Annotated in this window: 21 protein-coding genes; 16 read left to right on the forward strand and 5 right to left on the reverse strand. The window is 49.5% G+C overall.

What is annotated here, in order from left to right:
• Window positions 1-215: 215 nt before the first annotated feature.
• Entirely contained in the window at window positions 216-593 is a 378-nt protein-coding gene (gene grcA / locus ACQY6F_RS06105; RefSeq protein ID WP_428772962.1) for an autonomous glycyl radical cofactor GrcA, read from the reverse strand.
• Window positions 594-893: 300 nt separating this feature from the next.
• Here grcA and nfo point away from each other — a divergent pair, with 300 nt between their 5' ends.
• The 3 genes from nfo (at window position 894) to ACQY6F_RS06120 (ending at window position 3,435) form a co-directional block, all read left to right on the forward strand.
• Window positions 894-1,817, forward strand: coding sequence for a deoxyribonuclease IV (gene nfo / locus ACQY6F_RS06110; RefSeq protein ID WP_428772964.1), 924 nt, complete (start codon window positions 894-896; stop codon window positions 1,815-1,817).
• A 299-nt stretch (window positions 1,818-2,116) separates the two neighbouring features.
• Entirely contained in the window at window positions 2,117-2,800 is a 684-nt protein-coding gene (ung, locus tag ACQY6F_RS06115) for a uracil-DNA glycosylase (protein ID WP_428772965.1), read from the forward strand.
• Window positions 2,801-2,880: 80 nt separating this feature from the next.
• Window positions 2,881-3,435, forward strand: coding sequence for a hemerythrin domain-containing protein (locus ACQY6F_RS06120; protein ID WP_428772967.1), 555 nt, complete (start codon window positions 2,881-2,883; stop codon window positions 3,433-3,435).
• Window positions 3,436-3,534: 99 nt separating this feature from the next.
• On the opposite strand, the gene ACQY6F_RS06125 is transcribed toward ACQY6F_RS06120, so the two are convergent.
• Window positions 3,535-3,717 (reverse strand): DUF3545 family protein, encoded by a 183-nt coding sequence (locus ACQY6F_RS06125; protein WP_428772968.1) that lies wholly within the window; start codon window positions 3,715-3,717, stop codon window positions 3,535-3,537.
• 695 nt (window positions 3,718-4,412) lie between these two features.
• Between ACQY6F_RS06125 and ACQY6F_RS06130 the strand changes: the two genes are divergently transcribed.
• The 9 genes from ACQY6F_RS06130 to deoD all read left to right on the forward strand — a co-directional run bounded on the left by ACQY6F_RS06130 (window position 4,413) and on the right by deoD (window position 13,938).
• Window positions 4,413-5,843: an alanine/glycine:cation symporter family protein gene (locus ACQY6F_RS06130; protein ID WP_428772969.1), complete on the forward strand. Its 1,431-nt coding sequence runs from the start codon at window positions 4,413-4,415 to the stop codon at window positions 5,841-5,843.
• Between the two features lie 101 nt (window positions 5,844-5,944).
• Window positions 5,945-6,721, forward strand: coding sequence for a peroxide stress protein YaaA (gene yaaA / locus ACQY6F_RS06135; RefSeq protein WP_428772971.1), 777 nt, complete (start codon window positions 5,945-5,947; stop codon window positions 6,719-6,721).
• A 26-nt stretch (window positions 6,722-6,747) separates the two neighbouring features.
• Window positions 6,748-6,879 carry a DUF5363 family protein gene (locus tag ACQY6F_RS06140; RefSeq protein ID WP_428772972.1) on the forward strand — a complete coding sequence of 44 codons (132 nt, stop codon included), beginning with the start codon at window positions 6,748-6,750 and terminating at the stop codon, window positions 6,877-6,879.
• 13 nt (window positions 6,880-6,892) lie between these two features.
• On the forward strand, window positions 6,893-7,666 hold the full coding sequence (locus ACQY6F_RS06145; RefSeq protein ID WP_428772992.1) for a TatD family hydrolase: 774 nt from the start codon (window positions 6,893-6,895) through the stop codon (window positions 7,664-7,666).
• A gap of 203 nt (window positions 7,667-7,869) precedes the next feature.
• Window positions 7,870-9,132 (forward strand): NupC/NupG family nucleoside CNT transporter, encoded by a 1,263-nt coding sequence (locus tag ACQY6F_RS06150; RefSeq protein ID WP_428772974.1) that lies wholly within the window; start codon window positions 7,870-7,872, stop codon window positions 9,130-9,132.
• Between the two features lie 507 nt (window positions 9,133-9,639).
• Window positions 9,640-10,416, forward strand: a complete 777-nt coding sequence (gene deoC, locus ACQY6F_RS06155) for a deoxyribose-phosphate aldolase (RefSeq protein ID WP_428772976.1) — start codon at window positions 9,640-9,642, stop codon at window positions 10,414-10,416.
• Between the two features lie 93 nt (window positions 10,417-10,509).
• On the forward strand, window positions 10,510-11,838 hold the full coding sequence (gene deoA, locus ACQY6F_RS06160) for a thymidine phosphorylase (protein WP_428772978.1): 1,329 nt from the start codon (window positions 10,510-10,512) through the stop codon (window positions 11,836-11,838).
• A gap of 65 nt (window positions 11,839-11,903) precedes the next feature.
• On the forward strand, window positions 11,904-13,124 hold the full coding sequence (locus ACQY6F_RS06165; protein ID WP_428772979.1) for a phosphopentomutase: 1,221 nt from the start codon (window positions 11,904-11,906) through the stop codon (window positions 13,122-13,124).
• A gap of 94 nt (window positions 13,125-13,218) precedes the next feature.
• The gene (gene deoD / locus ACQY6F_RS06170) at window positions 13,219-13,938 is read left to right on the forward strand and encodes a purine-nucleoside phosphorylase (protein WP_428772981.1); all 720 of its coding nucleotides are present in this window, start codon (window positions 13,219-13,221) and stop codon (window positions 13,936-13,938) included.
• Between the two features lie 41 nt (window positions 13,939-13,979).
• Here deoD and ACQY6F_RS06175 read toward each other — a convergent pair whose 3' ends face one another.
• Window positions 13,980-14,597: a YtjB family periplasmic protein gene (locus ACQY6F_RS06175; protein ID WP_428772983.1), complete on the reverse strand. Its 618-nt coding sequence runs from the start codon at window positions 14,595-14,597 to the stop codon at window positions 13,980-13,982.
• A 99-nt stretch (window positions 14,598-14,696) separates the two neighbouring features.
• On the opposite strand from ACQY6F_RS06175, the gene serB reads away from it, so the two are divergent.
• A complete protein-coding gene (gene serB / locus ACQY6F_RS06180; RefSeq protein WP_428772984.1) occupies window positions 14,697-15,677 on the forward strand; it encodes a phosphoserine phosphatase in 981 nt (326 codons plus the stop codon).
• 65 nt (window positions 15,678-15,742) lie between these two features.
• On the opposite strand, the gene ACQY6F_RS06185 is transcribed toward serB, so the two are convergent.
• Window positions 15,743-16,342 (reverse strand): YitT family protein, encoded by a 600-nt coding sequence (locus ACQY6F_RS06185; RefSeq protein ID WP_428772994.1) that lies wholly within the window; start codon window positions 16,340-16,342, stop codon window positions 15,743-15,745.
• A 347-nt stretch (window positions 16,343-16,689) separates the two neighbouring features.
• Here ACQY6F_RS06185 and glyA point away from each other — a divergent pair, with 347 nt between their 5' ends.
• On the forward strand, window positions 16,690-17,940 hold the full coding sequence (gene glyA, locus ACQY6F_RS06190) for a serine hydroxymethyltransferase (protein WP_428772985.1): 1,251 nt from the start codon (window positions 16,690-16,692) through the stop codon (window positions 17,938-17,940).
• A gap of 84 nt (window positions 17,941-18,024) precedes the next feature.
• Here the strand turns inward: glyA and ACQY6F_RS06195 are convergent, their stop codons facing one another.
• Window positions 18,025-20,367, reverse strand: coding sequence for a PilZ domain-containing protein (locus ACQY6F_RS06195; protein WP_428772986.1), 2,343 nt, complete (start codon window positions 20,365-20,367; stop codon window positions 18,025-18,027).
• A 140-nt stretch (window positions 20,368-20,507) separates the two neighbouring features.
• Here ACQY6F_RS06195 and radA point away from each other — a divergent pair, with 140 nt between their 5' ends.
• Both radA and ACQY6F_RS06205 read left to right on the forward strand, forming a co-directional pair.
• On the forward strand, window positions 20,508-21,890 hold the full coding sequence (gene radA, locus ACQY6F_RS06200) for a DNA repair protein RadA (RefSeq protein ID WP_428772988.1): 1,383 nt from the start codon (window positions 20,508-20,510) through the stop codon (window positions 21,888-21,890).
• A 276-nt stretch (window positions 21,891-22,166) separates the two neighbouring features.
• A partial coding sequence (locus ACQY6F_RS06205; protein WP_428772990.1) for a GTP-binding protein occupies window positions 22,167-23,209 on the forward strand: 1,043 nt, incomplete at its 3' end.

The following is a 23,209-nucleotide window of genomic DNA, read 5'->3' on the forward strand; positions in this document are numbered from 1 at the left end:
TGGTAAAATGATTAAGTAAAGTATTGTCTTTATAAATTTAGCCAAAAGCTGTATTTAGTAAATAAAAAACTTTATATAATTAAGATGAAGGACTAGTTTGCGATCAATGAAGGATTGGAGTGCAATTTCTGCAGTTGTTGCAGCGACTCGGCACGTTTTAACTGGAAACAAAAAAGGTGCTCATTGAGCACCTTCTTAAATCCTGCATGAATCGATTATAGTGATTCAGTAAAAGTACGTGCGATAACGTCGCGTTGCTGCTCTGGGGTCAGAGAGTTGAAACGTACCGCATAGCCACTAACGCGAATAGTCAGTTGCGGGTATTTTTCCGGGTTTGCAACTGCATCTTCCAGAGTTTCACGTTTCAGTACATTGACATTCAGGTGTTGGCCGCCTTCGATCTTAGGCGCAGTTTCAACTGCAACTTCACGGCTTTCAAAGCTGCCCAGTTCGTCGATAGCGACAACTTGCTCGGGCTGATAACCTTCTGTAGCGGCAACACAACGAGCCTGGTTCGCTTCGCTATCGATCAGCCAGATGGAATTAACCAGTTGTTGATTGTCTGCTTGGGTAATTTGAATACCTTGTATCATTACTTATCTCCTTGGCCACTAAAAAAGTGGTGTATATTTTCAAATTTTGTTGAGTAAGTACTATATACCCTATTTTTGTTGTGTGTATTTTGATTTAAGTCAAATAACCACATTCTAACCGTATTGTGTTGATGTAAAATTGACGGCATGCAATTTAACGCACTGTAAATTGGTATCTTTCAGATTTTCATGGACGGAGGGGGAGCGATGAAATGGCATGAAATGAGGGTTTATAACTACAAATTTAATCTGTTGATCAATAGTATTGGCTGATTGAAAGAATAAGGTTTTACTGAATATATGAAAATTACAAAGTTTGAGTCGGTCAACGGTATTCCCGCTGATGTTGGCAACAAATATATCGGTGCTCATGTTTCAGCCGCCGGTGGTGTGGAGAACGCGCCGCTTCGCGCGAAAGAGATTGGCGCTAATGCTTTTGCGCTGTTTACTAAAAATCAGCGCCAGTGGCAGGCCAAACCGCTCAGCGAGTCCAGCATCCGCGACTTTAAGCGGAACTGCCAACAGTTCGGCTTTTCGCCACAGCAAATCCTGCCCCACGACTCTTACCTGATCAATTTAGGATCCCCGGACCAGCAGAAGCTGGAAAAATCCCGGCTGGCTTTTATCGATGAAATGGCGCGCTGCCGACAACTTGGGCTGACTATGCTCAACTTCCATCCCGGTAGTCATCTCAATCAAGTGGATGAGCCGCAGTGTCTGGCAACGATTGCTGAGTCGATCAATCTGGCTCACCAAGCGGTTCCAGATGTGGTTGCCGTAATCGAGAACACCGCCGGTCAGGGGACCAACCTGGGATGGCGATTTGAACATCTGCGCGACATCATCGACCAGGTAGAAGACAAACAGCGGGTAGGTGTCTGTCTAGATACTTGTCATACCTTCGCTGCCGGATATGACCTGACGAGCTTTGCCGCTTGTGAGGCAACCTTTGCCGAATTTGACCGGATCGTAGGCATGCACTATCTGCGTGCAATGCATCTAAATGACTCAAAAATCCCCTTAGCGGGTCGGGTTGACCGCCATCATTCGCTAGGCGCAGGAGAGATAGGCTGGGAGTGCTTCCGGTATATTGCCCAGGACCAACGTTTTGACTATATCCCCTTGATACTAGAGACAATTAACCCTGATCTCTGGCCGGATGAAATCGCAGCGCTGCGCCACTACCATTTCGCCGAAATGAGAATTAACCGCAAAATCACATAACTGGCATCTTTCTTTCATACAGTTAAGGTGACATATGTTGAATGATGACGTTTGGGAGGTTCGCTATGTCTAGATCAGTTATGCCACACATTACTACCCGTGTACGGTTACCGGTACCAAATCGCCACATTACCGGCCGCGGACACCACCGCACACCGCAGCACAAAAATTAACCTGGTTAGTTAAGTGTTTTTATACAGTTAACTATCGGGTAAAGTCGAATAATGGCTGTCAACGGGTAGGTTTTTGCTGCTGATTTTGCGAAAATGCAGCACTCTATCTTTCTCAGGGCAACCACTATGGCGACGTCATTCACATGGCATGATGTAATTGGTGAAGAAAAGCAGCAACAGTACTTTCAGCAGACGCTGCAGTTTGTAGAGCAGGAGCGTTCGGCGGGAAAAAACATCTACCCGCCTGCGCAGGACGTGTTCAACGCTTTTCGCGCAACAGAGTTTCAAGACGTAAAAGTTGTGATTTTAGGCCAGGATCCTTATCACGGCCCCAATCAGGCACACGGCTTATGTTTTTCTGTTTTGCCCGGAGTTAAACCGCCTCCCTCTTTAGTTAATATGTACAAAGAGTTGGCGCAAGATATTGAAGATTTTAGCATTCCCTCACATGGTTACTTACAGCAATGGGCTGAGCAAGGGGTGTTATTGCTCAATACGGTACTGACCGTTGAGCAGGGCAAAGCCCACTCACATGCAAAAACCGGTTGGGAGCAGTTTACCGACCAGGTTATCGCCGCAGTCGATCAGTATCAAACCGGTGTGGTTTTTCTGTTGTGGGGGGCGCATGCTCAGAAAAAAGGCCGGTTTATAGACCGTTCAAAGCACTTTGTGCTGGAGGCGCCGCATCCTTCTCCTCTCTCTGCCCATCGCGGTTTTTTTGGTTGCCGACACTTCTCTCAAGCAAATAAGCTATTGACTCAGCAAGGCAAACAGCCAATAGATTGGCGCTTACCTGTGCTGATAAACTGACCAAATTAAGAGCAAGGTCAAAGCGAATTCTCCTGCCCTGATATACACTTATTAATAGTGGCTGTTTAAGGAGAGACGCTATGATGCTCGAACGTATCCGAAGAGAGCATGGCTACATGATACGATTGTTGGCCATCCTCAAGAATAAACTCAACCTGCTCAAGCAAGAAGAGTCGGTCAATTATGCTTTGATCAAAGAGATCGTTGATTACCTCACTAACCACTCTGAGCGGGTACACCATCCCAAAGAAGATATTATTTACCAGTATTTCCTGGATAAATATGGTCACCAGCATCAAATTGAAAACCTTGAACAGGAACACGTCGAGCTGTCGAAAAGTACCCACGATTTTCTCAATACCGTCGATATGATCCTGCAAGATGCGATTGTGCCTCAGTCAGTGTTTATTGAGCAGTTGGAAGAGTTTATTGCCAGTCAAAAACGGCACCTTGAACTGGAGGAACACTCTGTGTTACCGCTGATTGCCAACACCTTCACCACGGAAGACTGGCAAGCGGTCGAGCAGAAGTGGTCGGTTAACGAGGACGATCCAGTCTTTGGCGATACCATTGCCGAGCAGTATCAGCAACTGGCGCAGAGGGTCAGACAAACAGATGCCGAGTCCAGCCGATAGAGCGGGTATTCAAACTACCAAGAGTCGAACTGAATCTGGCAGGCACAATAATAACGACAATAAAAAAAGAGGCACCACCCAGTGCCTCTTCTCATTGTGTTATAAATCGATATCCGCTGTATCTTCGAAACCGATATCCATTTCCATTAGTTCTTTCTGTAACCGTTGCCTATCCTTAATAGCTTCAATTTCTCGCCATTTACGCTTTACGGGCTTTGAGCGAACTGAACGCCCACGGGGAAAATCCATTTCCATAATGTCGTTAAACTGCATGCCTTCCATAAGCCACCTCTAATTAACGGTTCTCTCCAACATGGAGATTTCTTAATACCACATCTGCTCGAAGATTAACCTTGATTTGTTTCTCATTTGTTGCATTTTAATGAATAAATTTTTCAATTTTGACTGCCTGTCAAAACTTGTCAGCTGCTGGTTGATGAAGCTTTGAACGATCAATGTCACATTGTTGGCGAATGGCGCAAACCTATTTTGTTAACACGTCACTGAATACGGGTACAAATAGCCGCCAGCCTGGTATCAAAAAAATCTGGCACGGATTTTTCCCGGCTTTTCGCATCAGGTTGACCTGGCTCAAGCCTGTTTTCGCAAGGGATGGCTCCCGTTTGCGTTGTCTGCAAGTATTAAATAATGCAATCTAAGCTTTTGCAGTTTCCGAGTGGTTTTAAACACTGTTTTATTAACTTATTTTTTGGATATTGTGTTAATTAAGTGTATTTTTGTAGTTAAATCTACCGGTGGGTGTGCCCGGTTTCATATTGATTTTTGTCTGCTAAGCTTGCATCATCCGCCCGTCAAAAAATAAGCTGGCCACAAACAAGGAAGCCTAGTGTCTGAGTAAAAGTGTTGCTTTTGCGTTTTCAGACATGGGGATCAAGACACATTGACATCTTGGTCTTGCAGGCTAATTCAACTACAGAAAGGAAGCCTCAGTCAGCAACAACTCTATTGAGGGAAGTATGGAAGACTTAATTAATTTACTGAGTGACCTTTTGTGGGGCTCGATTCTGGTCTATCTCCTGGTTGGGGTTGGCATCTATTTTACGTTTCGTTTGGGCTTTATCCAACTGCGCCATTTTGGCCATACATTTTCGGTGTTAAGAAATAGCCGTAAGGCAGACAAAGCTGGTATCTCTTCTTTCCAAGCACTTTGTACCAGCCTGGCAGCCCGCGTTGGCACCGGTAATATGGCGGGGGTTGCCGTAGCCCTGACTGCTGGCGGACCAGGGGCCATCTTCTGGATGTGGCTGATCGCCATGTTGGGCATGGCGACCTCATTCGCCGAAAGTACACTGGCTCAGCTGTACAAGACTCGTGATAAAGACGGTAACTACCGTGGTGGGCCGGCCTACTACATGGAAAAAGGGTTGGGAATGCGCTGGATGGGCGTTATGTTCTCAATATTCCTGATCATCTCGTTTGGACTGGTATTCAATGCGGTGCAAGCAAACTCCATTACCGGTGCGGTGAACAATGCCTTTGGTATTGAGCCTCTCTATGTAGGTTTGGCGATCGTTGCCCTGTCTGGTTTCGTTATTTTCGGTGGTATCCGTAAAATTGCCCGCACTGCGGAGCTGATCGTTCCAATCATGGCACTGGCCTATCTGGCGCTGGCATTCTTTATTCTGCTGTCAAACGCGGAGAAAGTACCGGCTGTGATAGCAATGATCTTCAAAAGCGCGTTTGGCTATCAGGAAGCGGCCGCTGGTGGTGTAGGCTACGCGATAGCTCAGGCCATGATTAACGGGGTGAAACGCGGCCTGTTTTCCAACGAAGCGGGGATGGGTTCAGCGCCGAATGCTGCTGCATCAGCGACACCGTATCCACCACATCCGGCATCTCAGGGGTATGTGCAAATGCTCGGTGTTTTTGTCGACACTATCGTGATTTGTACCGCGACAGTGGCGATCATTCTAATGTCGGGTGAATATGTGCCACATGGTGAAGTGACTGGTATTGAACTGACTCAGCGCGCGTTGACCACTCAGGTCGGTGACTGGGGCGGAACCTTTGTCGCAATCGCGATTTTCTTCTTTGCCTTTACTTCGATTATTGCCAACTACTCATACGCTGAAACCAACCTGGTGTTCTTGGAACACAACAATAAAAAAGGGTTGATGCTCTTCCGTTTGGTGGTACTGGGTATGGTTATGTTTGGTGCTCTGGGTGCTCACTCCACCGTTTGGAATCTGGCGGATGTCTCTATGGGCCTGATGGCAATTGTGAACCTGGTGGCGATACTGTTGTTATCCGGTATCGTGGTGAAACTGGCTAAAGATTATAACCGTCAGCTGGATGCCGGTAAGCTGCCTACCTTTGATGCCAATGAGTACCCTGAGCTGAAATCTCAGCTGGAAGAAGGTATCTGGGACGGTAACAACAAAGGTTAATACCCTATCGCTATTACAGTGATAGAAAAAGCCATGCAGACATTGCATGGCTTTTTTTGTAACCTAAGACAATATGTAAAGCAAAAAGTAGAGATATTGCGATGTTAGTGGTTTTATCCCCAGCCAAAACTTTGGATTATGAGTCTCCTTGTGCAACAGAGAAGTTCACCCAACCCGATTTTGTCGATCAATCCAAGCAGTTGATCGATGTCTGTCGGGCGTTGACACCAGCAGATATTGCCAGCCTGATGAAAGTCAGCGATAAGATTGCCAGCCTGAACGTGGCACGATTTGCCGAGTGGAGCGAAACCTTTACCCAGCAGAACTCGCGTCAAGCGATCCTGGCTTTTAAAGGTGATGTTTATACCGGGCTGGAAGCGGAAACCATGACCGAGCCGGCGTTTGAGTTCGCGCAAAAACATCTGCGCATTCTCTCCGGTTTATATGGACTGTTAAAACCGCTGGATCTTATGCAGCCCTACCGTCTGGAGATGGGCACCAAACTGGCCAACCCGCGTGGCAGTAACCTCTATCAGTTCTGGGGCGATAAGATCACTGAGGCGCTGAACCTGGCTCTCAATGACCAAGGTGACAATGTGCTGATCAACCTGGCTTCGAACGAGTATTTTAAGGCGGTGAAGCCTGCCAAGCTGGACGGCCAGATTATTACCCCTATCTTTAAGGATCAGAAAAACGGTCAGTATAAAGTGATCAGTTTTTACGCCAAAAAAGCCCGTGGCATGATGGCGCGTTATATTATCGATAACCAAGTGGACAGTGTGGCGCAATTGACTCAATTCGACACTGACGGCTACTATTTTGTAGAGCAGCAATCGACGCCGACTGAGTTGGTGTTCCAGCGCGACCATCAGAATTAACCACGCCTGACTAAGAGAAATGTGATATGTGGAGTTGGTTTAAACAGTTACTGGCAAAGTATGACGCCTGGTGCCGGGAAATGGGCCTGACGCCCGAACAGAAACGGTGCTGTGCCCCTTATCGTAAAGATCCTGCCCATGACGACAGCAGCGAATGACGACGGGGAACCACTGTCGCTATTTGATACCCATTGTCACTTTGACTTTGCCCCTTTCGCTGCAGATTTTGCACTAAATTGGCAGCAAGCCCAAGCGCAGGGGGTGAAGCGGATGGTGATCCCCGCCGTTGGTGAAAGCAACTGGCACCGCATTGACCAGTTATCCCGCCACAATCACGGGCTCTATTACGCTTTGGGCTGGCATCCGCACTTTTTACAGGGCGAGCCGGATGTTGCACTGGATCTTCTGGCGCAAGCGCTGGAAAGCAGAACGGAACAGTGTATTGCGGTGGGGGAGTGCGGCCTGGATTTTGCGATCGACACCTCTCCAGAACGGCAAGAGCAGTTTTTTACCGGCCAGATAGAGCTTGCCCTGCGCTTGCAACTCCCGCTGATTATTCATAGTCGCAAGGCCCACAATCGGATTCTGCAATTACTCAAACAGTATCATTTCAACGCCGGCGGCATCCTGCACGCATTTTCCGGCAGCTACCAGCAAGCGATGCAGTTTGTTGAGCTCGGTTTTTATATCGGCGTTGGCGGCGTGATTACCTATCCCAGAGCAAATAAGACTCGGCATGCGGTAAAGCGTTTACCGCTTGAATGCCTGGTGCTGGAAACCGACGCGCCAGACATGCCAATTTGTGGCCGTCAGGGGATGGATAACCATCCTAAGTGGTTGCAGGATATTCTGTATGAACTAGCTGATTTAAAAGAGACTTCAGCGCAAACGATTGCCCCGATCCTTTGGCGAAATAGCCATCGTGCGTTTAATATCTGTAAATGAATTGCCGTTTTTTTGTTAATTACTGAAACGATAGTTCTATCAAAAGAGATTTCAGTCACACATTTAAGTGAATCAATAGTGAATCTTATCGGAAAGTGTGAAGGCAGCATTACTTTATAACTGGTCGCATGAGTATAATTGCCGCGCTTTTGAGCTCCATTTTGTTACACGCCAACAAATAAACTATAAGGAAGTCATAAACTATGAGTCTGTTTATGAGCCTAATCGGTATGGCAGTACTGGTCGGCATCGCCGTGCTTCTGTCTGACAACCGTAAAGCTATCAACTTTAGAACCGTGGGTGGTGCGTTCACTATCCAATTTTTGCTCGGTGGTTTCGTTCTTTACGTACCATGGGGTCGTGACCTGCTCGCTAGCTTCTCAGCTGGTGTTCAGAATGTTATCGACTTCGGTAAAGACGGCACCGGTTTCCTATTCGGTAGCCTGGTCAACTTCTCTGTTGACGGCATCGGCTTTATCTTCGCGTTCCAAGTACTACCAACACTGATCTTTTTCTCGTCACTGATCTCTGTACTGTACTACCTGGGTGTCATGCAGTGGGTTATCAAGATTCTTGGTGGCGGTCTGCAAAAAGCTCTGGGTACGTCACGTGCGGAATCTATGTCTGCGGCGGCAAACATTTTCGTTGGTCAGACTGAGGCGCCACTGGTTGTACGCCCATTCGTACCTCGCATGACTGAATCAGAACTGTTCGCCGTAATGTGTGGTGGTCTGGCATCTGTAGCCGGTGGTGTACTGGCTGGTTACGCAGCGATGGGTGTTCCTCTGGAATACCTGGTAGCGGCTTCCTTTATGGCGGCTCCTGGTGGTCTGCTGTTTGCTAAAATCATCAAACCTGAAACTGATCAGCCTCACGAAGATCTGGGAGCGGACATCGACGGCGGTGAAGACAAGCCTGCTAACGTAATCGATGCAGCTGCTGGCGGTGCTTCTGTTGGTTTGCAACTGGCTCTGAACGTTGGTGCAATGCTGCTGGCCTTCATTGGTCTGATCGCGCTGATCAACGGCCTGTTGGGCGGTGTTGGCGGTTGGTTCGGTATGCCTGAACTGACACTGGAAATCCTGTTGGGTTACCTGTTCTCGCCTCTGGCATTCCTGATCGGTGTTCCTTGGGAAGAAGCGACTCTGGCTGGTTCATTCATCGGTCAGAAGCTGGTAGTAAACGAATTCGTCGCTTACCTGAACTTCGTACCTTATGTCGGCGACAATGCTCAAATCGTTGCGGCAACTGGTGTTGCGATGTCTGAGAAGACTGCCGCAATCATCTCGTTTGCTCTGTGTGGTTTCGCGAACCTGTCTTCTATCGCGATCCTACTGGGTGGTCTGGGTGGCCTGGCGCCAAACCGTCGTCACGACATCGCACGTATGGGTGTTAAAGCGGTAGCTGCAGGTACTCTGTCTAACCTGATGGCAGCGACCATTGCTGGCTTCTTCCTGTCTTTCTAAGCTTGTTCTGAGAAAGCATTTATAGACGCCATTAGAATTCGCCCCGTAGCATGAATGTGCTGCGGGGCGTTTTGTTTTTTGGCCGAATGGTATTTTCACCCCATTTGGTCGTAAGTTCGGTCAGGATGGCCGGATCTTTTTTGAGATACAAACCGTTTGCGTTCTATTTGACCACTACAGTTTTATTGGTAATACCTATAATCTAGTGGCTAAGTTAAAGTGCTGGGAATATTTCCTGATACAGACTGACCAGGCAAACGAGTTGCCTGATGACCTCCGGAACACCATATCCGGCGGAAAGACACCGCAATCGAAGATTGTTGTGCCATAGACCAAACTGGTACTGTGCGGTGACAAGGATAGCAATTGGTACGTAATGGAATGTACCGAGTCTTCAAGGAACCAAGTCCGTTCATTTATGACTGTTTCTCTACCGATTCTGCTTCAGTTTCTATACTGAGTGACAGGTAGAGCAGAGACATTTTTGACTATTGATCGGAGATAGAAATGAGCGATTTAAAAGCAGCAGCACTTCGTGCACTGAAATTGATGGATCTAACCACACTGAATGATGATGATACTGACGCTAAGGTGATCCAGTTATGTCATGATGCCAAGACCCCAGTGGGCACCACTGCGGCGATCTGCATCTACCCTCGCTTTATTCCTATTGCAAAGAAGACCCTGCGTGAGCAAGGGACACCAGAAGTACGCATCGCGACCGTGACCAACTTCCCACACGGTAATGACGACATTGAAATCGCAGTGGCTGAAACCAAAGCCGCAGTGGCCTACGGTGCTGATGAAGTGGACGTGGTCTTCCCATACCGTGCCCTGATGGCCGGCGATGAGAAGGTCGGCTTTGAGCTGGTGAAGCAGTGTAAAGCTGCCTGTGGTGATATTCTGCTGAAAGTTATCATCGAAACCGGAGAACTGAAAGAAGAAGCGTTGATTAAGCAAGCATCACAAATCTGTATCGCAGCGGGTGCCGACTTTATTAAAACGTCCACCGGTAAAGTGCCGGTGAACGCAACGCCTGAATACGCCCGCATGATGCTGGAAGTCATTCGCGATATGGGTATGGCAGAAACAGTCGGCTTTAAACCTGCCGGCGGTGTGCGCACTGCAGAAGATGCGGCAGCTTACCTGGCCATGGCTGACGAGATCCTGGGTAACAACTGGGTAGATGCCCGTCACTACCGTTTCGGTGCGTCAAGCCTACTGACAAACCTACTAAATACATTAGAAATCACAGACGAAACTGCAGACCCTGCAGCTTACTAATTCATAACAGTCTGTTTAGTGGAGCAGCAGCGTGCTGCTCCCTATTACCTCTTTACCCTTACAACCATGACTCACAGAGTATGGGAGGATCTAATGTATCTACCTCAAGAAATTATTCGTAAAAAACGCGACGGCGAAGTGCTGACTGCGGAAGAAATTAACTTTTTTATTCAGGGCGTAGCAGACAATACTGTCTCTGAAGGTCAGATCGCGGCGTTTGCCATGGCGATCTTCTTCAACGAAATGACTATGCCTGAGCGTATCGCTCTCACTTGTGCGATGCGTGATTCCGGTATGGTGATCGACTGGAGTGAGAAAAACTTTGGCGGACCGATCGTCGATAAACACTCCACCGGCGGTGTGGGTGATGTGACCTCACTGATGCTTGGCCCTATGGTGGCCGCGTGTGGTGGCTTTGTTCCGATGATCTCCGGCCGTGGTCTTGGCCATACCGGCGGCACGCTGGATAAACTGGAATCCATCCCAGGCTACAACATCACCCCGACCAATGAAGTGTTTGGTGATGTCACGAAAGAAGCGGGCGTGGCTATTATTGGTCAAACCGGCGATCTGGCTCCGGCGGATAAGCGTGTTTATGCTACCCGCGATATTACCGCCACCGTCGACAACATCTCGCTAATTACAGCCTCCATCCTGTCGAAAAAACTGGCTGCCGGGCTTGAGTCGCTGGTGATGGACGTCAAAGTGGGCTCGGGTGCCTTTATGCCGACCTACGAAGCATCGGAAGAGTTGGCCAAATCGATTGTGGCCGTTGCCAATGGTGCCGGTACCAAGACCACTGCGATTCTGACCGATATGAACCAGGTGCTGGCTTCATCGGCGGGGAATGCGGTAGAAGTGCGTGAAGCGGTTCGTTTCCTGACCGGTGAATACCGTAATCCGCGTCTGCTGGAAGTGACTATGGCTTCCTGTGCTGAGATGTTGGTACTGGGCAAATTGGCCACCGACACTGAAGATGCCCGGGCCAAACTGATGGCCGTACTGGATAACGGTAAAGCCGCAGAGTGTTTCGGTAAGATGGTGGCAGGCTTGGGTGGCCCGGCGGATTTCGTGGAAAACTATGACCACTACCTGGCAAAAGCCGAAATCATCAAACCAGTGTATGCCGAGACCACCGGTGTGGTTTCTGCAATGGATACCCGTGCGATCGGTATGGCGGTAGTCGCCATGGGCGGTGGTCGCCGCGTCGCGACCGACACGATCGATTATGCGGTAGGGTTTGACCACTTTATTCGTCTTGGCGAGCAGGCCTCAGCCGACAAACCGCTGGCAGTGATTCACGCGCGCAGTGAACAGCAGTGGCAAGAAGCGGCCGATGCACTGAAGCACGCGATCACTGTGGGGGGCGAATACACGCCGACTCCGGAAGTGTATCGCCAGATTCGCGCAGAAGACGTTTAATCACATGATTTAAAGGCCTGCTTGCTCGGTACAACCGGACAGCTGAGTGGGCCAGAGGAAAAGTAATGAAAAGAGCATTTATTTTAGTCCTGGACTCATTTGGCATTGGTGCGACCGCAGATGCTAAAGACTTTGGCGATGTGGGGGCTGATACGCTGGGCCATATTGCTGAGCAGTGCGCACAGGGGTTGGCCGATAACGCTGAGCGTAGTGGTCCATTGACCCTGCCAAACTTATCAAAGCTTGGCCTGGCGATGGCACACCAAGAATCAACCGGCCAGTTTGCGCCGGGCTTGGATGAAAGCGCTGATATTATCGGTGCTTACGGTCACGCCGCTGAGCTGTCATCGGGTAAAGACACTCCGTCAGGTCACTGGGAAATTGCCGGTGTGCCGGTCCTGTTTGACTGGGGTTACTTCACCGATAAGCAGAACAGTTTCCCGAAAGAACTTACCGATCGCATTCTGGCCCGTGCAGGCCTGGATGGTTTCCTGGGCAACTGTCACGCATCCGGTACCCAGGTGCTGGATGATCTGGGCGAAGAGCATATGAAAACCGGCCAGCCTATCTTCTATACTTCGGCGGATTCCGTATTCCAGATCGCTTGTCACGAAGAGACCTTCGGCCTGGAACGATTGCTGGAGCTTTGTCAGATTGCCCGCGAAGAGCTGGCGGATTACAACATTGGCCGCGTGATCGCACGTCCGTTTATCGGTCCGGGGAAAGGTCAGTTTGAACGTACCGGCAACCGCCGTGACCTGTCAGTTGAGCCGCCATCGGCGACGGTACTGCAGAAACTGGTAGAGGAGAAGCAGGGTGAAGTGGTCTCTATCGGTAAAATTGCCGATATCTACGCCAACTGCGGGATCACCAAGAAAGTCAAAGCGACCGGTATTCCAGCCCTGTTTGAAGCGACACTGGAGCAAATTCAGCAGGCCGGTGACAACACCATTGTGTTTACCAACTTTGTCGATTTTGATTCAGCTTATGGTCACCGCCGTGATGTGGCTGGCTACGCTGCGGCGCTTGAGTACTTTGATGGCCGAATCAACGAAGTGCTAGAGTTAATGCAGGAAGATGACGTGCTGATCTTAACGGCTGACCACGGCTGCGACCCGACCTGGCAGGGGACAGACCATACCCGCGAACACATTCCTGTGATTGTCTATGGCCAGAAAGTGGCGCCTGGCTCACTGGGGCTGCGCGACACCTTTGCGGACATCGGTCAGACACTGGCGAGCTACTTCAATACTTCGCCAATGGATTACGGTAAAAACTTCCTGTAATCATAGAGTTTAATTTGAATAGAGGGCATGCCCCTCTATTCTTTATTTATTTCCAACTCACTCTTTTGTTATCGCTAACTAAGGAAATTGAATCATGGCAACTCCACACATTAACGCTGAAATGGGTGACTTCGCTGACGTAGTTTTAATGCCGGGCGACCCGCTACGCGCTAAATACATCGCTGAAACGTTTCTGGATGATGCAGTGCAGGTCTGCGATGTTCGCAATATGTACGGTTACACGGGCACTTACAAAGGCCGCAAGGTGTCTGTTATGGGCCACGGCATGGGCATCCCGTCCTGCTCAATCTATGTCACTGAGCTGATCAAAGACTACGGGGTGAAAAAAATCATCCGGGTCGGCAGCTGTGGTGCCGTCAACGAAGACATTAAAGTCCGTGATGTGGTGATCGGCATGGGGGCCTGTACCGATTCCAAAGTGAACCGTATTCGCTTTAAAGATCACGATTTTGCCGCCATTGCAGACTACAAGATGGTGAAAGCGGCAGAAGAAGCCGCCAAAGCGCGGGGCATCGAAGTGAAAGTGGGTAACCTGTTTTCGGCTGAGCTGTTCTACACTCCGGATCCGAGCATGTTCGATGTCATGGATAAATACGGTATCGTCGGGGTGGAAATGGAAGCGGCGGGTATCTACGGCGTGGCTGCTGAGTATGGCGCGAAAGCTGTGGCGATCTGTACCGTTTCAGACCACATTAAAACCGGCGAGCAGACCAGCTCTGACGAGCGTCAAACCACTTTTAACGATATGATGGTGATTGCGCTGGACTCAGTGTTGCTGGGCGATACCATTTAATTGTTGTTTGAATAGGAAACCTCAGCCAAGGCTGAGGTTTTTTATGACTGGACGTTTTTTAGTAACAGGTTTCTGGTCCGTTTTTTACGTCGGCCTGAGCGGCGGCGCAACAGCAGCGTGATCAGTACGCCGGCGATAAAACTCAGCAGCACCATGGTATACATGTAGCGGTCACTTTTACGGTAGTAGTGGTCAGAAAAGGCGGTGACTTTCCCGGTTTCAAAAGTCACTCTGACAAAGCCGATGATACTGCCGTCATGTTGAATCGGCTCCACCAGTTGCTGTTTACCGATCCGTGCGGTGGCTAACGGTGTATCCAGCCCCAGCACTTCCCGTACCGATAGCGCCTGATCGCTGGAGGCCAAACGGACACCTTCTGCATCGTAAATGGTGGCGTCAAAAACCAGCCGGTCTTCGGCTAACTGATTGGTCAGCTTGAGTAGCCGTTCCTGATCCTGCTCGACCACCATCTCACTGGCTGACAGCGCGGCCTGAGAGATCAGCACTTTGGTCAGTGTTTCCAGCTGGTTGGCCTGGATTTGCTCGTTACTCTTGGTGATCTTTACGCTGTTAACGGTAATGGTTGCCACCATGGCAACCAGCACCACAACGCTGACCAACCTTAATGCCACTCGGAATGAAAACAGTGAAGAGTCCATAACTTGCTAATAAAAAATCAAACTGAGCTTCATATTGAGACTTGCGTTGGCAAATTGCAATAGGTTAACTTGTCCGGAGACATTTAAGGAATGGAATACATGGAAACGTCAAAACGCCTCTCTTTAAGACGGCATACCGGGTTAATGAACCGGCTGCCAGAAACCCGTTTATCTACCCGCTTCGACAAAGCAAAAGCCAACTGGATTGTTTACGGCCGCTACCTGTCCGCGCAACAGTTTGAAGATATCGATTTTTATACCGGCTATTACAACCCGGTGGTGGACTGCTGGAAAGTAGGCGACTACGAAGTGGCCCTGATGGCCAATGATATGACGGCAGAACACCGCAAGATCCTTGAGGCGTTACAGCTTGATTATGCCTGTTTGCGAGAAATGCCGGAGTTGTCTGACCCTGGCCTGATCGTGTTTGATATGGATTCAACCGCGATTGCCATCGAGTGCATAGATGAAATAGCCAAGCTGGCCGGTGTCGGCGAAGAAGTGGCGGCTGTGACAGAACGGGCGATGCTGGGTGAACTGGATTTTGAGCAGAGTTTGCGCCAGCGCGTGTCGAAATTGAAAGGTGCCGATGAATCTATCCTTGCCGAGGTGCGCTCTGTTTTACCTTTGATGCCAGATATGGCAGAACTGATTGTAACCATGCGGGAGCTTGGTTGGAAAACCGCTATTGCCTCCGGCGGCTTTACTTACTTTTCAGACTACCTTAAACAGCTGCTTGGGCTGGATTATGCCCGCTCCAACGTCTTAGAGATCGTCGACGGTAAGCTGACCGGACATGTGGTTGGGGACGTGGTCTGTGCTAACACCAAAGCGGAGATCCTTCAGCAACTGGCACAAGAGTATGACATTGAGATGCACAATACCGTCGCGGTAGGAGACGGTGCCAACGATCTGCTAATGATGGATACCGCAGGGTTGGGCATCGCTTTCCATGCTAAGCCTAAAGTGCAGGCCAAAGCCCAGAGCGCGATTCGCTATGCAGGTTTGGGTGGAGTGCTCTGTATTCTGTCGGCAGCACTGGTTAAGCAGCAGAAACTGAGCTGGCAGAGTAAGCCCTAGCAATAGAAGTGGTGGAGTCATGCAGTCGCCGAAGAGAAATCGCGGCGACTGCATTGTTGTAGCGATCAGCTGTAACGGACGGTATAGCGTTTAGGTTTGTGATTCATCGCCAGCACCAGGTTGAGCAGAATGGCGCCGAGAATCGACAACAGGATAGCGGTAAACGGCACAATCAGTAGTGAAGTTGCCAATATGGCGCAGTCGATGGCCAACTGAGTTTTGCCGACCGACCAGCCAAACTTGTCCTGCAGCGCCAGACAGAGCACGTTGAATCCGCCCAGGCTGGAGCGGTGGCGGAACAGGATCAGCATACCTAACCCCATCAGCAGGCCGCCAGCAACGGCACAATAGATGTCATTGACCGTATCCAGTTTGATCACCAGATAGAGGTGATCGGAAAACAGCGACACCAGCGCGCCGGAAAGGGCGCTGTTGATGGCAAAACGACGGCCAAAGCGTTGCCAGGCTAACAGATAAAAAGGAAGGTTTGCCGCAAAATAGAGCACACCGAACGAGACAGGAAGCAACTGGCTGAGCAACAGTGCCAGGCCAGCGGTACCACCGGTCAATAGTTGGGCGGATTGTAAAAAGAACACGCCTTGTGCGACCAGAAAAGTACCGGTAAGTATTGCGATCCAGTCTTCTTTTCGTGAGTGTTTTTCCATCAAATTAAAATCTAGTTGAGCCATAATGGCAGGCATAGTAGAGAAAAATGCCGGTTTTCGGTAGCTTGAGATGGAAAATTGAGGTAAACCTATGTAATTGTCAATTTACGGGGTGTAAAGGGAAATGTTGACAGCTTGGCCCGGAGAGTTAAATCCGGCAGGAATAACCTTTTCTCCCTTTATACCAACATGAAAATAGTGCATGAGAAAAAGTCAAAAATTTCTCTTTATGACCTAGATCAAATTATGTAGAATGCGCGCCATATTACGGTGACGAAAACGTTTGCTTTTGGTCGTTGAATGGATTTTTTGCAACTTTCAGAACTAATCTGAATCAGGAGAGACAGATGCTTAAGCGAGATATGAACATCGCAGATTACGATGCGGAACTGTTCGCAGCTATCCAGGAAGAGACACTTCGCCAAGAAGAACACATTGAACTTATCGCTTCTGAAAATTACACCAGCCCGCGTGTAATGGAAGCTCAAGGGTCACAACTGACCAACAAGTACGCTGAAGGTTATCCAGGCAAGCGCTACTACGGTGGTTGTGAGTACGTGGATAAAGCGGAATCTCTGGCTATCGACCGTGCCTGCCAGTTGTTCAACTGTGAATATGCTAACGTGCAGCCTCACTCAGGTTCACAGGCTAACAGCGCGGTTTACATGGCATTGCTGAATCCTGGCGACACCGTTTTGGGTATGAGCCTGGCGCACGGTGGTCACCTGACTCACGGCTCTCCTGTTAACTTCTCTGGTAAACATTACAACGTTATCCCTTACGGTATTGATGACAGTGGCCAGATCAACTACGACGAAATGGAAGCGCTGGCTCTGGAACACAAACCTAAGATGATCATCGGTGGTTTCTCTGCTTATTCGCAAGTGGTGGACTGGAAACGCATGCGTGAAATCGCGGACAAAGTAGACGCGTATCTGTTTGTTGATATGGCCCACGTTGCCGGTCTGATTGCTGCCGGTGTTTACCCAACGCCACTGCCGTATGCGCACGTTGTGACAACAACTACCCACAAAACCCTGGCGGGCCCTCGTGGCGGTCTGATCCTGTCTAACGCCGGTGAGGACATGTACAAGAAGCTGAACTCAGCTGTATTCCCTGGTGGTCAGGGTGGCCCTCTGATGCACGTTATTGCTGCAAAAGCGGTCGCGTTTAAAGAAGCGATGGAGCCAGAATTTAAAGCCTATCAACAGCGTGTGGTTGATAATGCCAAAGCGATGGTGGCACAGTTCCAGGAGCGCGGTTACAAGATTGTATCTAACAGCACTGAGAACCACCTGTTCCTGGTTGATCTGATCGACAAAGACATTACCGGTAAAGAAGCGGATGCCGCGCTGGGGGCAGCGAACATCACCGTGAACAAAAACTCAGTACCAAACGATCCTCGTAGCCCGTTTGTGACTTCAGGTATCCGTGTTGGTACACCTGCAATCACTCGCCGTGGCTTTACCCAGGATGATGCGAAAGAGTTGGCCAACTGGATGTGTGATGTACTGGACAACATTAACGATCCGTCAGTGATTGACGCAACCAAAGCTAAGGTGCTGGAAATCTGTAAGCGCCTGCCGGTTTACGCTTAATCGGGCAAACCAGTAAATCAAATAAGGCGCTCAACTGAGCGCCTTATTGCTATCTGGTGATTCCGCATAGTTGCAACGCAAACATTACTGCGTCAGTTCCAGCCTTATCAGCACCTCATCGGTGATGTCGACGATCTCCCCATAGCCGACAATAGCCTGTATTTCTTTTTCCAGGCTGCGTGCCTGATGAACGCTCAGTTGAGTCAGCTCATCGAGATCGGTTTTCAGCAGCTCTGTCAGCGGGTCAAACACCGGGACGCCACACACTCTCAGGGCAAAGAAATCGCCCATCAGCTGAGCTTTTTTAACAAACTCAATCCGCTCTCGGGTGCTGGTAAAATCTTGCGTCAGCATAGTATCCATTGACTGAATACGGGTACCAAATTTTACTGTGCTGATATAAATCTCATGGTACTGCGGTTCCGCACCGCTAATTCGTTTCATTGGCGTCGCCAGCAGAGTATTGGTACGTCCCTTGAAGATAGGTTCCAGAGAGATCCTCTGTTCATGACCCAGCTTGGCGAACATCGCCAGGTGGGGCAACAGCGGATAATTCACCCCGATAGTGTGCGGGGCCAGGTTAGGGCCGGTTTTGGTGACAAAAATCGGTGAGCTGACCATTTTGTCCAGCAGGATATTGTGTAGATCTTCCAAAAGCTGGTTGCTTGGCAATAACTCTTTTTGTGCCATTAGCTTATCCTGATTGTGCGAAATCAGCTTGTTGAGAAAAGCGATGGTCGGATTGGTCTGGCTGGTGGACTCTATGACCAGCTGCAAAGTCCGGCCGCCATTACTGACCCGTATGACCTGATAAGGTACTTCATTAAGTGGCAATTTCTCGTTGTAGAGCTGCAGTTCCTTAAAGTTGACGGAACTCTGATCGTCAGCTTTGGCCGCTATCGGCGTGTCTAAGGTAATGCTCAGGCCGTGTTTGGATAAATCCTGGGTAAAGCCGGCTACGGTACGGTCACCGATGGTAACTTCGATCGGCGAACGGAAGCGGTATCTCGGTTCTCTGCGCCTGGATTTAGCATCAAAATAAAGACAGGATGGGTGGCTGCTGGACTGGCGCGGATGGCAGAAGCGATTGAGTTCGCTGCCAGCCAGACGAGGTTTCTCCGTCAGACGATAGTCGGCACCAGACTGGTCATCGGCAATCTCCTGCAACATGCCAAAATGAGTAAGTGAATCCGTAGATAAGTTAAGATCGCTAGAGTGTTGTGACAGCGTCTGTTTTTCCTGATCGGACAGTTCAAATACCGATAGCCTGAAGGCACGCCAACTGGTTTTTTTCGAGCCGATATGCCAGAAAAGCTGGCGCACTTCCCGCGACGCTTCCGGCATCATCATCGAGAAAAACAGCGTTTTGTCCTGGTGCTGGTGGTTAAATGAATAGATGACATTATTGCTGCCACGCATGCCCGGTTTGGTCAGTTGAGCCATGCGCTCCGGGTTAAACAGCGCGCTGAGTGACTGCTGGTTCCGTTCATCGTGCCAATACTGCCAGACCGGCTGGTTATTTTCGGTCATTAACACCAGCTTCAGCTGATTGCCACTGAAAAACACCGGCAGGCTGCAGGTGTGCTTAAGGTAAGTGTGCTCATAACCTCGACTGCGGGCACGAATGATTTTGTCCTGATTGTCGTGGCGCACTTTTTGGCTATTACTGTGTAAGGACTCTTCGATGACCCGCTCGATGACATTGGTCTGGGTCAGGCGCAGCAGACGCAGGTATTTGACCGCGTCGTTATCGTAAGAGTCATCAATACCAACCAGCCGGTACTGAACCGGTTTGTCGACACCGTGGATATCGGAGTTTCGGCTCAGTTCCACATAGCGAACGGTAAGGATCTCACCGAGTTTATAATCAAACGCGGTCGGCACTTTTAGCCGGGCACCGGAAGGGGAAAGATCGACGCTGATGGCATGCACCAGTTGTTCGCTGGGTAAAGTGACTTCGACTTGTGAGGCCAGTTTTAAGCGATTTTCCGCTCGTTTTAGGTCATAACCCAGGGTGATGGGTTCGACTTCGAAAGGGCTATCTGAACTGGTGATGGTTTGGTTATGTATCTGGCCATTCTGTTTCATCACCCGGTAATTGTTGCGGGTGTTATAGAGGGCTTCCCAGACACCTTCGGTATAGCTGCCATACTTGCGCACATTTTTGTGATAGGCATTGAATGCGACATCATCGAGCCAATGGATACGGCCATCCAATTGATACTCCCGACACTCACCCTGAACCCGGCCACGTAAATCGATGGTCTTGGTGCAAGGAGCCATGACCCGGTTCAATTCAATTTTAACCAGGATTTTGACTGAAGGGGGCTCGTCTCCGGTGAGTCGGTTTAGCAACTTCTCGAAGTCGTCACTGTTGTAGGCCGGGATTAACCGCTCTGCCAATGAAAGAATTTCAGATTGCTGCATATTTTCTGCTAGAGTGTCCGTTCACTGATTACATCGACCATGATGCTGAGATCTTTAGGGATATCCCTTATTGAATCAACCTCTAATATAACCATTTGTGCATACCAGGTCACAGACTAACAAAGGAAACTATTAAATCGATGGCAAAAGCGAAGCGAGCCTATGTGTGCAACGATTGTGGCGCCGATTTCCCGCGCTGGCAGGGACAGTGCAATGCGTGTGGTTCCTGGAATACTATCAGCGAAGTGCGTATTGCTGCTTCTCCGGCCGCTGCTCGCAATGAGAGGCTGACCGGTTACGCAGGTTCGGCAACAGAGTCAAAGGTACAAACACTGGCTGAAATCGATCTTCAGGAAGTGCCACGATTCAGTAGCGGTTATAAAGAGCTGGACAGAGTCCTTGGTGGTGGTGTTGTACCAGGAGCTGCGATTCTGATCGGCGGCAATCCAGGTGCCGGTAAATCAACGCTGCTGCTGCAAACCATGTGTCTTCTGTCAGCCCAGATGCCGACTCTGTACGTGACCGGTGAGGAATCGCTGCAGCAAGTCGCCATGCGTGCTTCTCGGCTGGGACTGCCTAACCAGCACCTGAAGATGTTATCCGAGACCAATGTGGATAAAATTTGTCAGGTGGCGGAACAAGAGCAGCCGCGTATTATGGTCATCGATTCCATTCAGGTGATGCACGTTGCCGATGTCCAGTCCTCTCCTGGCACGGTTGCCCAGGTGCGCGAGTCTGCTACTGCACTGACTCGTTACGCCAAGCAGAATAATGTTTCTATCTTTATCGTCGGTCATGTGACCAAAGACGGCAGTCTGGCAGGGCCAAAAGTCCTCGAGCATATCATCGACTGTTCAGTGCTGCTGGATGGCGGCAGTGACAGCCGTTTTCGTACCTTACGCAGCCACAAAAACCGCTTTGGGGCGGTCAACGAGCTTGGGGTGTTCGCTATGACAGGGCAGGGCTTGCGTGAGGTGAGCAACCCGTCAGCTATTTTCCTTTCCCGGGGTGAAGAAGAGACCGCAGGCAGTTCGGTGATGGTGGTGTGGGAAGGTACCCGGCCACTGCTGGTGGAAATACAGGCACTGGTCGATTATTCACAACTGGCTAACCCGCGCCGGGTGGCGGTGGGGCTGGAGCAGAATCGTCTGTCTCTGCTGTTGGCGGTATTGCATAAGCATGCCGGTTTACAGATGGCGGATCAGGATGTGTTTGTCAATGTAGTCGGCGGGGTCAAAGTGACCGAGACCAGTGCTGACCTGGCTTTGCTGATGGCGCTGCTGTCCAGTTTCCGTGACCGACCATTGGCCAGAGATATCGTCGTATTCGGCGAAGTCGGGCTGGCGGGAGAGATTCGTCCGGTCCCTAGTGGTCAGGAGCGATTAAACGAAGCGTTTAAACATGGCTTTAAGCGTGCTATCGTTCCGGCGGCTAACGTACCCAAAGGCGGAATAGCCGGGATGCAAATCGTTGGCGTGAAAAAGTTAGCCGATGCGGTCAGCGCGTTTGACGATTTATGTTAATTGGTCGACTCACCGCTGTTCGACCTAACCAAGTTTTTCTAAATTACTCGGTCAGTTATACCAGTTATTTTGCAGCCAATCGGGGGTTCTGCGCGATAGGTTATCGCTAACGTCGCGCGAAGGGCTTTTAGCAGATTTGGCTTTGCAATCCCAATAGCCATAGGCTTTACTGACAGGGTAAAAAATATTTTCCACGAATGTTGCACAAGGGTATCAGTCTTGACAGATTGTGGTATACTCTGCGCGCAATTTATACCTTATAAACAGAGTAAGACAATGGCAGATTTATCAAAGTACAGAAACATTGGTATTTTCGCGCACGTTGATGCGGGTAAAACTACCACCACTGAGCGTATCCTTAAGCTTACTGGTAAAATCCACAAAACTGGTGAAGTACACGACGGTGAGTCTACGACTGACTTCATGGAGCAGGAAGCTGAGCGTGGTATTACTATCCAGTCTGCTGCGGTAACTTGTGAGTGGAGCGGCCACCGCCTGAACGTTATCGATACTCCGGGACACGTTGACTTTACAGTAGAAGTATACCGTTCACTGAAAGTTCTTGACGGTGGTATCGGTGTATTCTGTGGTTCTGGTGGTGTTGAGCCTCAGTCAGAAACAAACTGGCGTTACGCGAACGATTCAGAAGTTGCTCGTCTGATCTTCGTAAACAAACTAGACCGTATGGGTGCAGACTTCTTCAACGTTGTTGAGCAAGTGAAGAACGTTCTTGGCGCTAACCCATTAGTAATGACTCTGCCAATCGGTCGTGAAGACGATTTCGTTGGTGTTGTAGACATCCTGAACCGTAAAGCTTACGTTTGGGATGAAACTGGTCTACCAGAAAACTACGAAATTCAAGACATTCCAGCGGACATGGTTGACGATGTAGAACAGTACCGTGAAGAGCTAGTTGAAACTGCTGTAGAGCAGGACGACGACCTAATGGAAGCTTACATGGAAGGCGAAGAGCCAACTGTTGAGCAACTAAAAGCTTGTATCCGTAAAGGTACTCGTGACCTGGCGTTCTTCCCAACTTTCTGTGGTTCTGCGTTTAAGAACAAAGGTATGCAACTTGTGCTTGACGCTGTTGTTGATTACCTACCAGCTCCAGATGAAGTTGATCCTCAGCCTCTGACTGATCCAGAAACTGGCGAGCCTACTGGCGAAGTTGCCACTGTATCTGCAGATGAGCCGCTAAAAGCACTAGCATTTAAGATCATGGATGACCGTTTCGGTGCACTGACCTTCATCCGTATCTACTCTGGTCGCATGAAGAAGGGTGACACTATCCTTAACTCTGCAACTGGTAAAACAGA

It is taken from the genome of Vibrio sp., from assembly GCF_050299255.1.
Lineage (GTDB): Bacteria > Pseudomonadota > Gammaproteobacteria > Enterobacterales > Vibrionaceae > Vibrio.

What these genes read in the sequence shown, in the direction of transcription:
- ACQY6F_RS06165 (WP_428772979.1), top strand. Translation starts at nt 11,904, where the DNA reads ATGAAAAGAGCATTTATTTTAGTCCTGGACTCATTTGGCATTGGTGCG.
- ACQY6F_RS06125 (WP_428772968.1), bottom strand. Translation starts at nt 3,717, where the DNA reads ATGGAAGGCATGCAGTTTAACGACATTATGGAAATGGATTTTCCCCGT.
- deoC (WP_428772976.1), top strand. Translation starts at nt 9,640, where the DNA reads ATGAGCGATTTAAAAGCAGCAGCACTTCGTGCACTGAAATTGATGGAT.
- ACQY6F_RS06175 (WP_428772983.1), bottom strand. Translation starts at nt 14,597, where the DNA reads ATGGACTCTTCACTGTTTTCATTCCGAGTGGCATTAAGGTTGGTCAGC.
- deoD (WP_428772981.1), top strand. Translation starts at nt 13,219, where the DNA reads ATGGCAACTCCACACATTAACGCTGAAATGGGTGACTTCGCTGACGTA.
- serB (WP_428772984.1), top strand. Translation starts at nt 14,697, where the DNA reads ATGGAAACGTCAAAACGCCTCTCTTTAAGACGGCATACCGGGTTAATG.
- grcA (WP_428772962.1), bottom strand. Translation starts at nt 593, where the DNA reads ATGATACAAGGTATTCAAATTACCCAAGCAGACAATCAACAACTGGTT.
- deoA (WP_428772978.1), top strand. Translation starts at nt 10,510, where the DNA reads ATGTATCTACCTCAAGAAATTATTCGTAAAAAACGCGACGGCGAAGTG.
- yaaA (WP_428772971.1), top strand. Translation starts at nt 5,945, where the DNA reads ATGTTAGTGGTTTTATCCCCAGCCAAAACTTTGGATTATGAGTCTCCT.
- ung (WP_428772965.1), top strand. Translation starts at nt 2,117, where the DNA reads ATGGCGACGTCATTCACATGGCATGATGTAATTGGTGAAGAAAAGCAG.
- ACQY6F_RS06140 (WP_428772972.1), top strand. Translation starts at nt 6,748, where the DNA reads ATGTGGAGTTGGTTTAAACAGTTACTGGCAAAGTATGACGCCTGGTGC.
- ACQY6F_RS06150 (WP_428772974.1), top strand. Translation starts at nt 7,870, where the DNA reads ATGAGTCTGTTTATGAGCCTAATCGGTATGGCAGTACTGGTCGGCATC.
- ACQY6F_RS06130 (WP_428772969.1), top strand. Translation starts at nt 4,413, where the DNA reads ATGGAAGACTTAATTAATTTACTGAGTGACCTTTTGTGGGGCTCGATT.
- glyA (WP_428772985.1), top strand. Translation starts at nt 16,690, where the DNA reads ATGCTTAAGCGAGATATGAACATCGCAGATTACGATGCGGAACTGTTC.
- ACQY6F_RS06185 (WP_428772994.1), bottom strand. Translation starts at nt 16,342, where the DNA reads ATGGAAAAACACTCACGAAAAGAAGACTGGATCGCAATACTTACCGGT.
- ACQY6F_RS06195 (WP_428772986.1), bottom strand. Translation starts at nt 20,367, where the DNA reads ATGCAGCAATCTGAAATTCTTTCATTGGCAGAGCGGTTAATCCCGGCC.
- ACQY6F_RS06120 (WP_428772967.1), top strand. Translation starts at nt 2,881, where the DNA reads ATGATGCTCGAACGTATCCGAAGAGAGCATGGCTACATGATACGATTG.
- radA (WP_428772988.1), top strand. Translation starts at nt 20,508, where the DNA reads ATGGCAAAAGCGAAGCGAGCCTATGTGTGCAACGATTGTGGCGCCGAT.
- nfo (WP_428772964.1), top strand. Translation starts at nt 894, where the DNA reads ATGAAAATTACAAAGTTTGAGTCGGTCAACGGTATTCCCGCTGATGTT.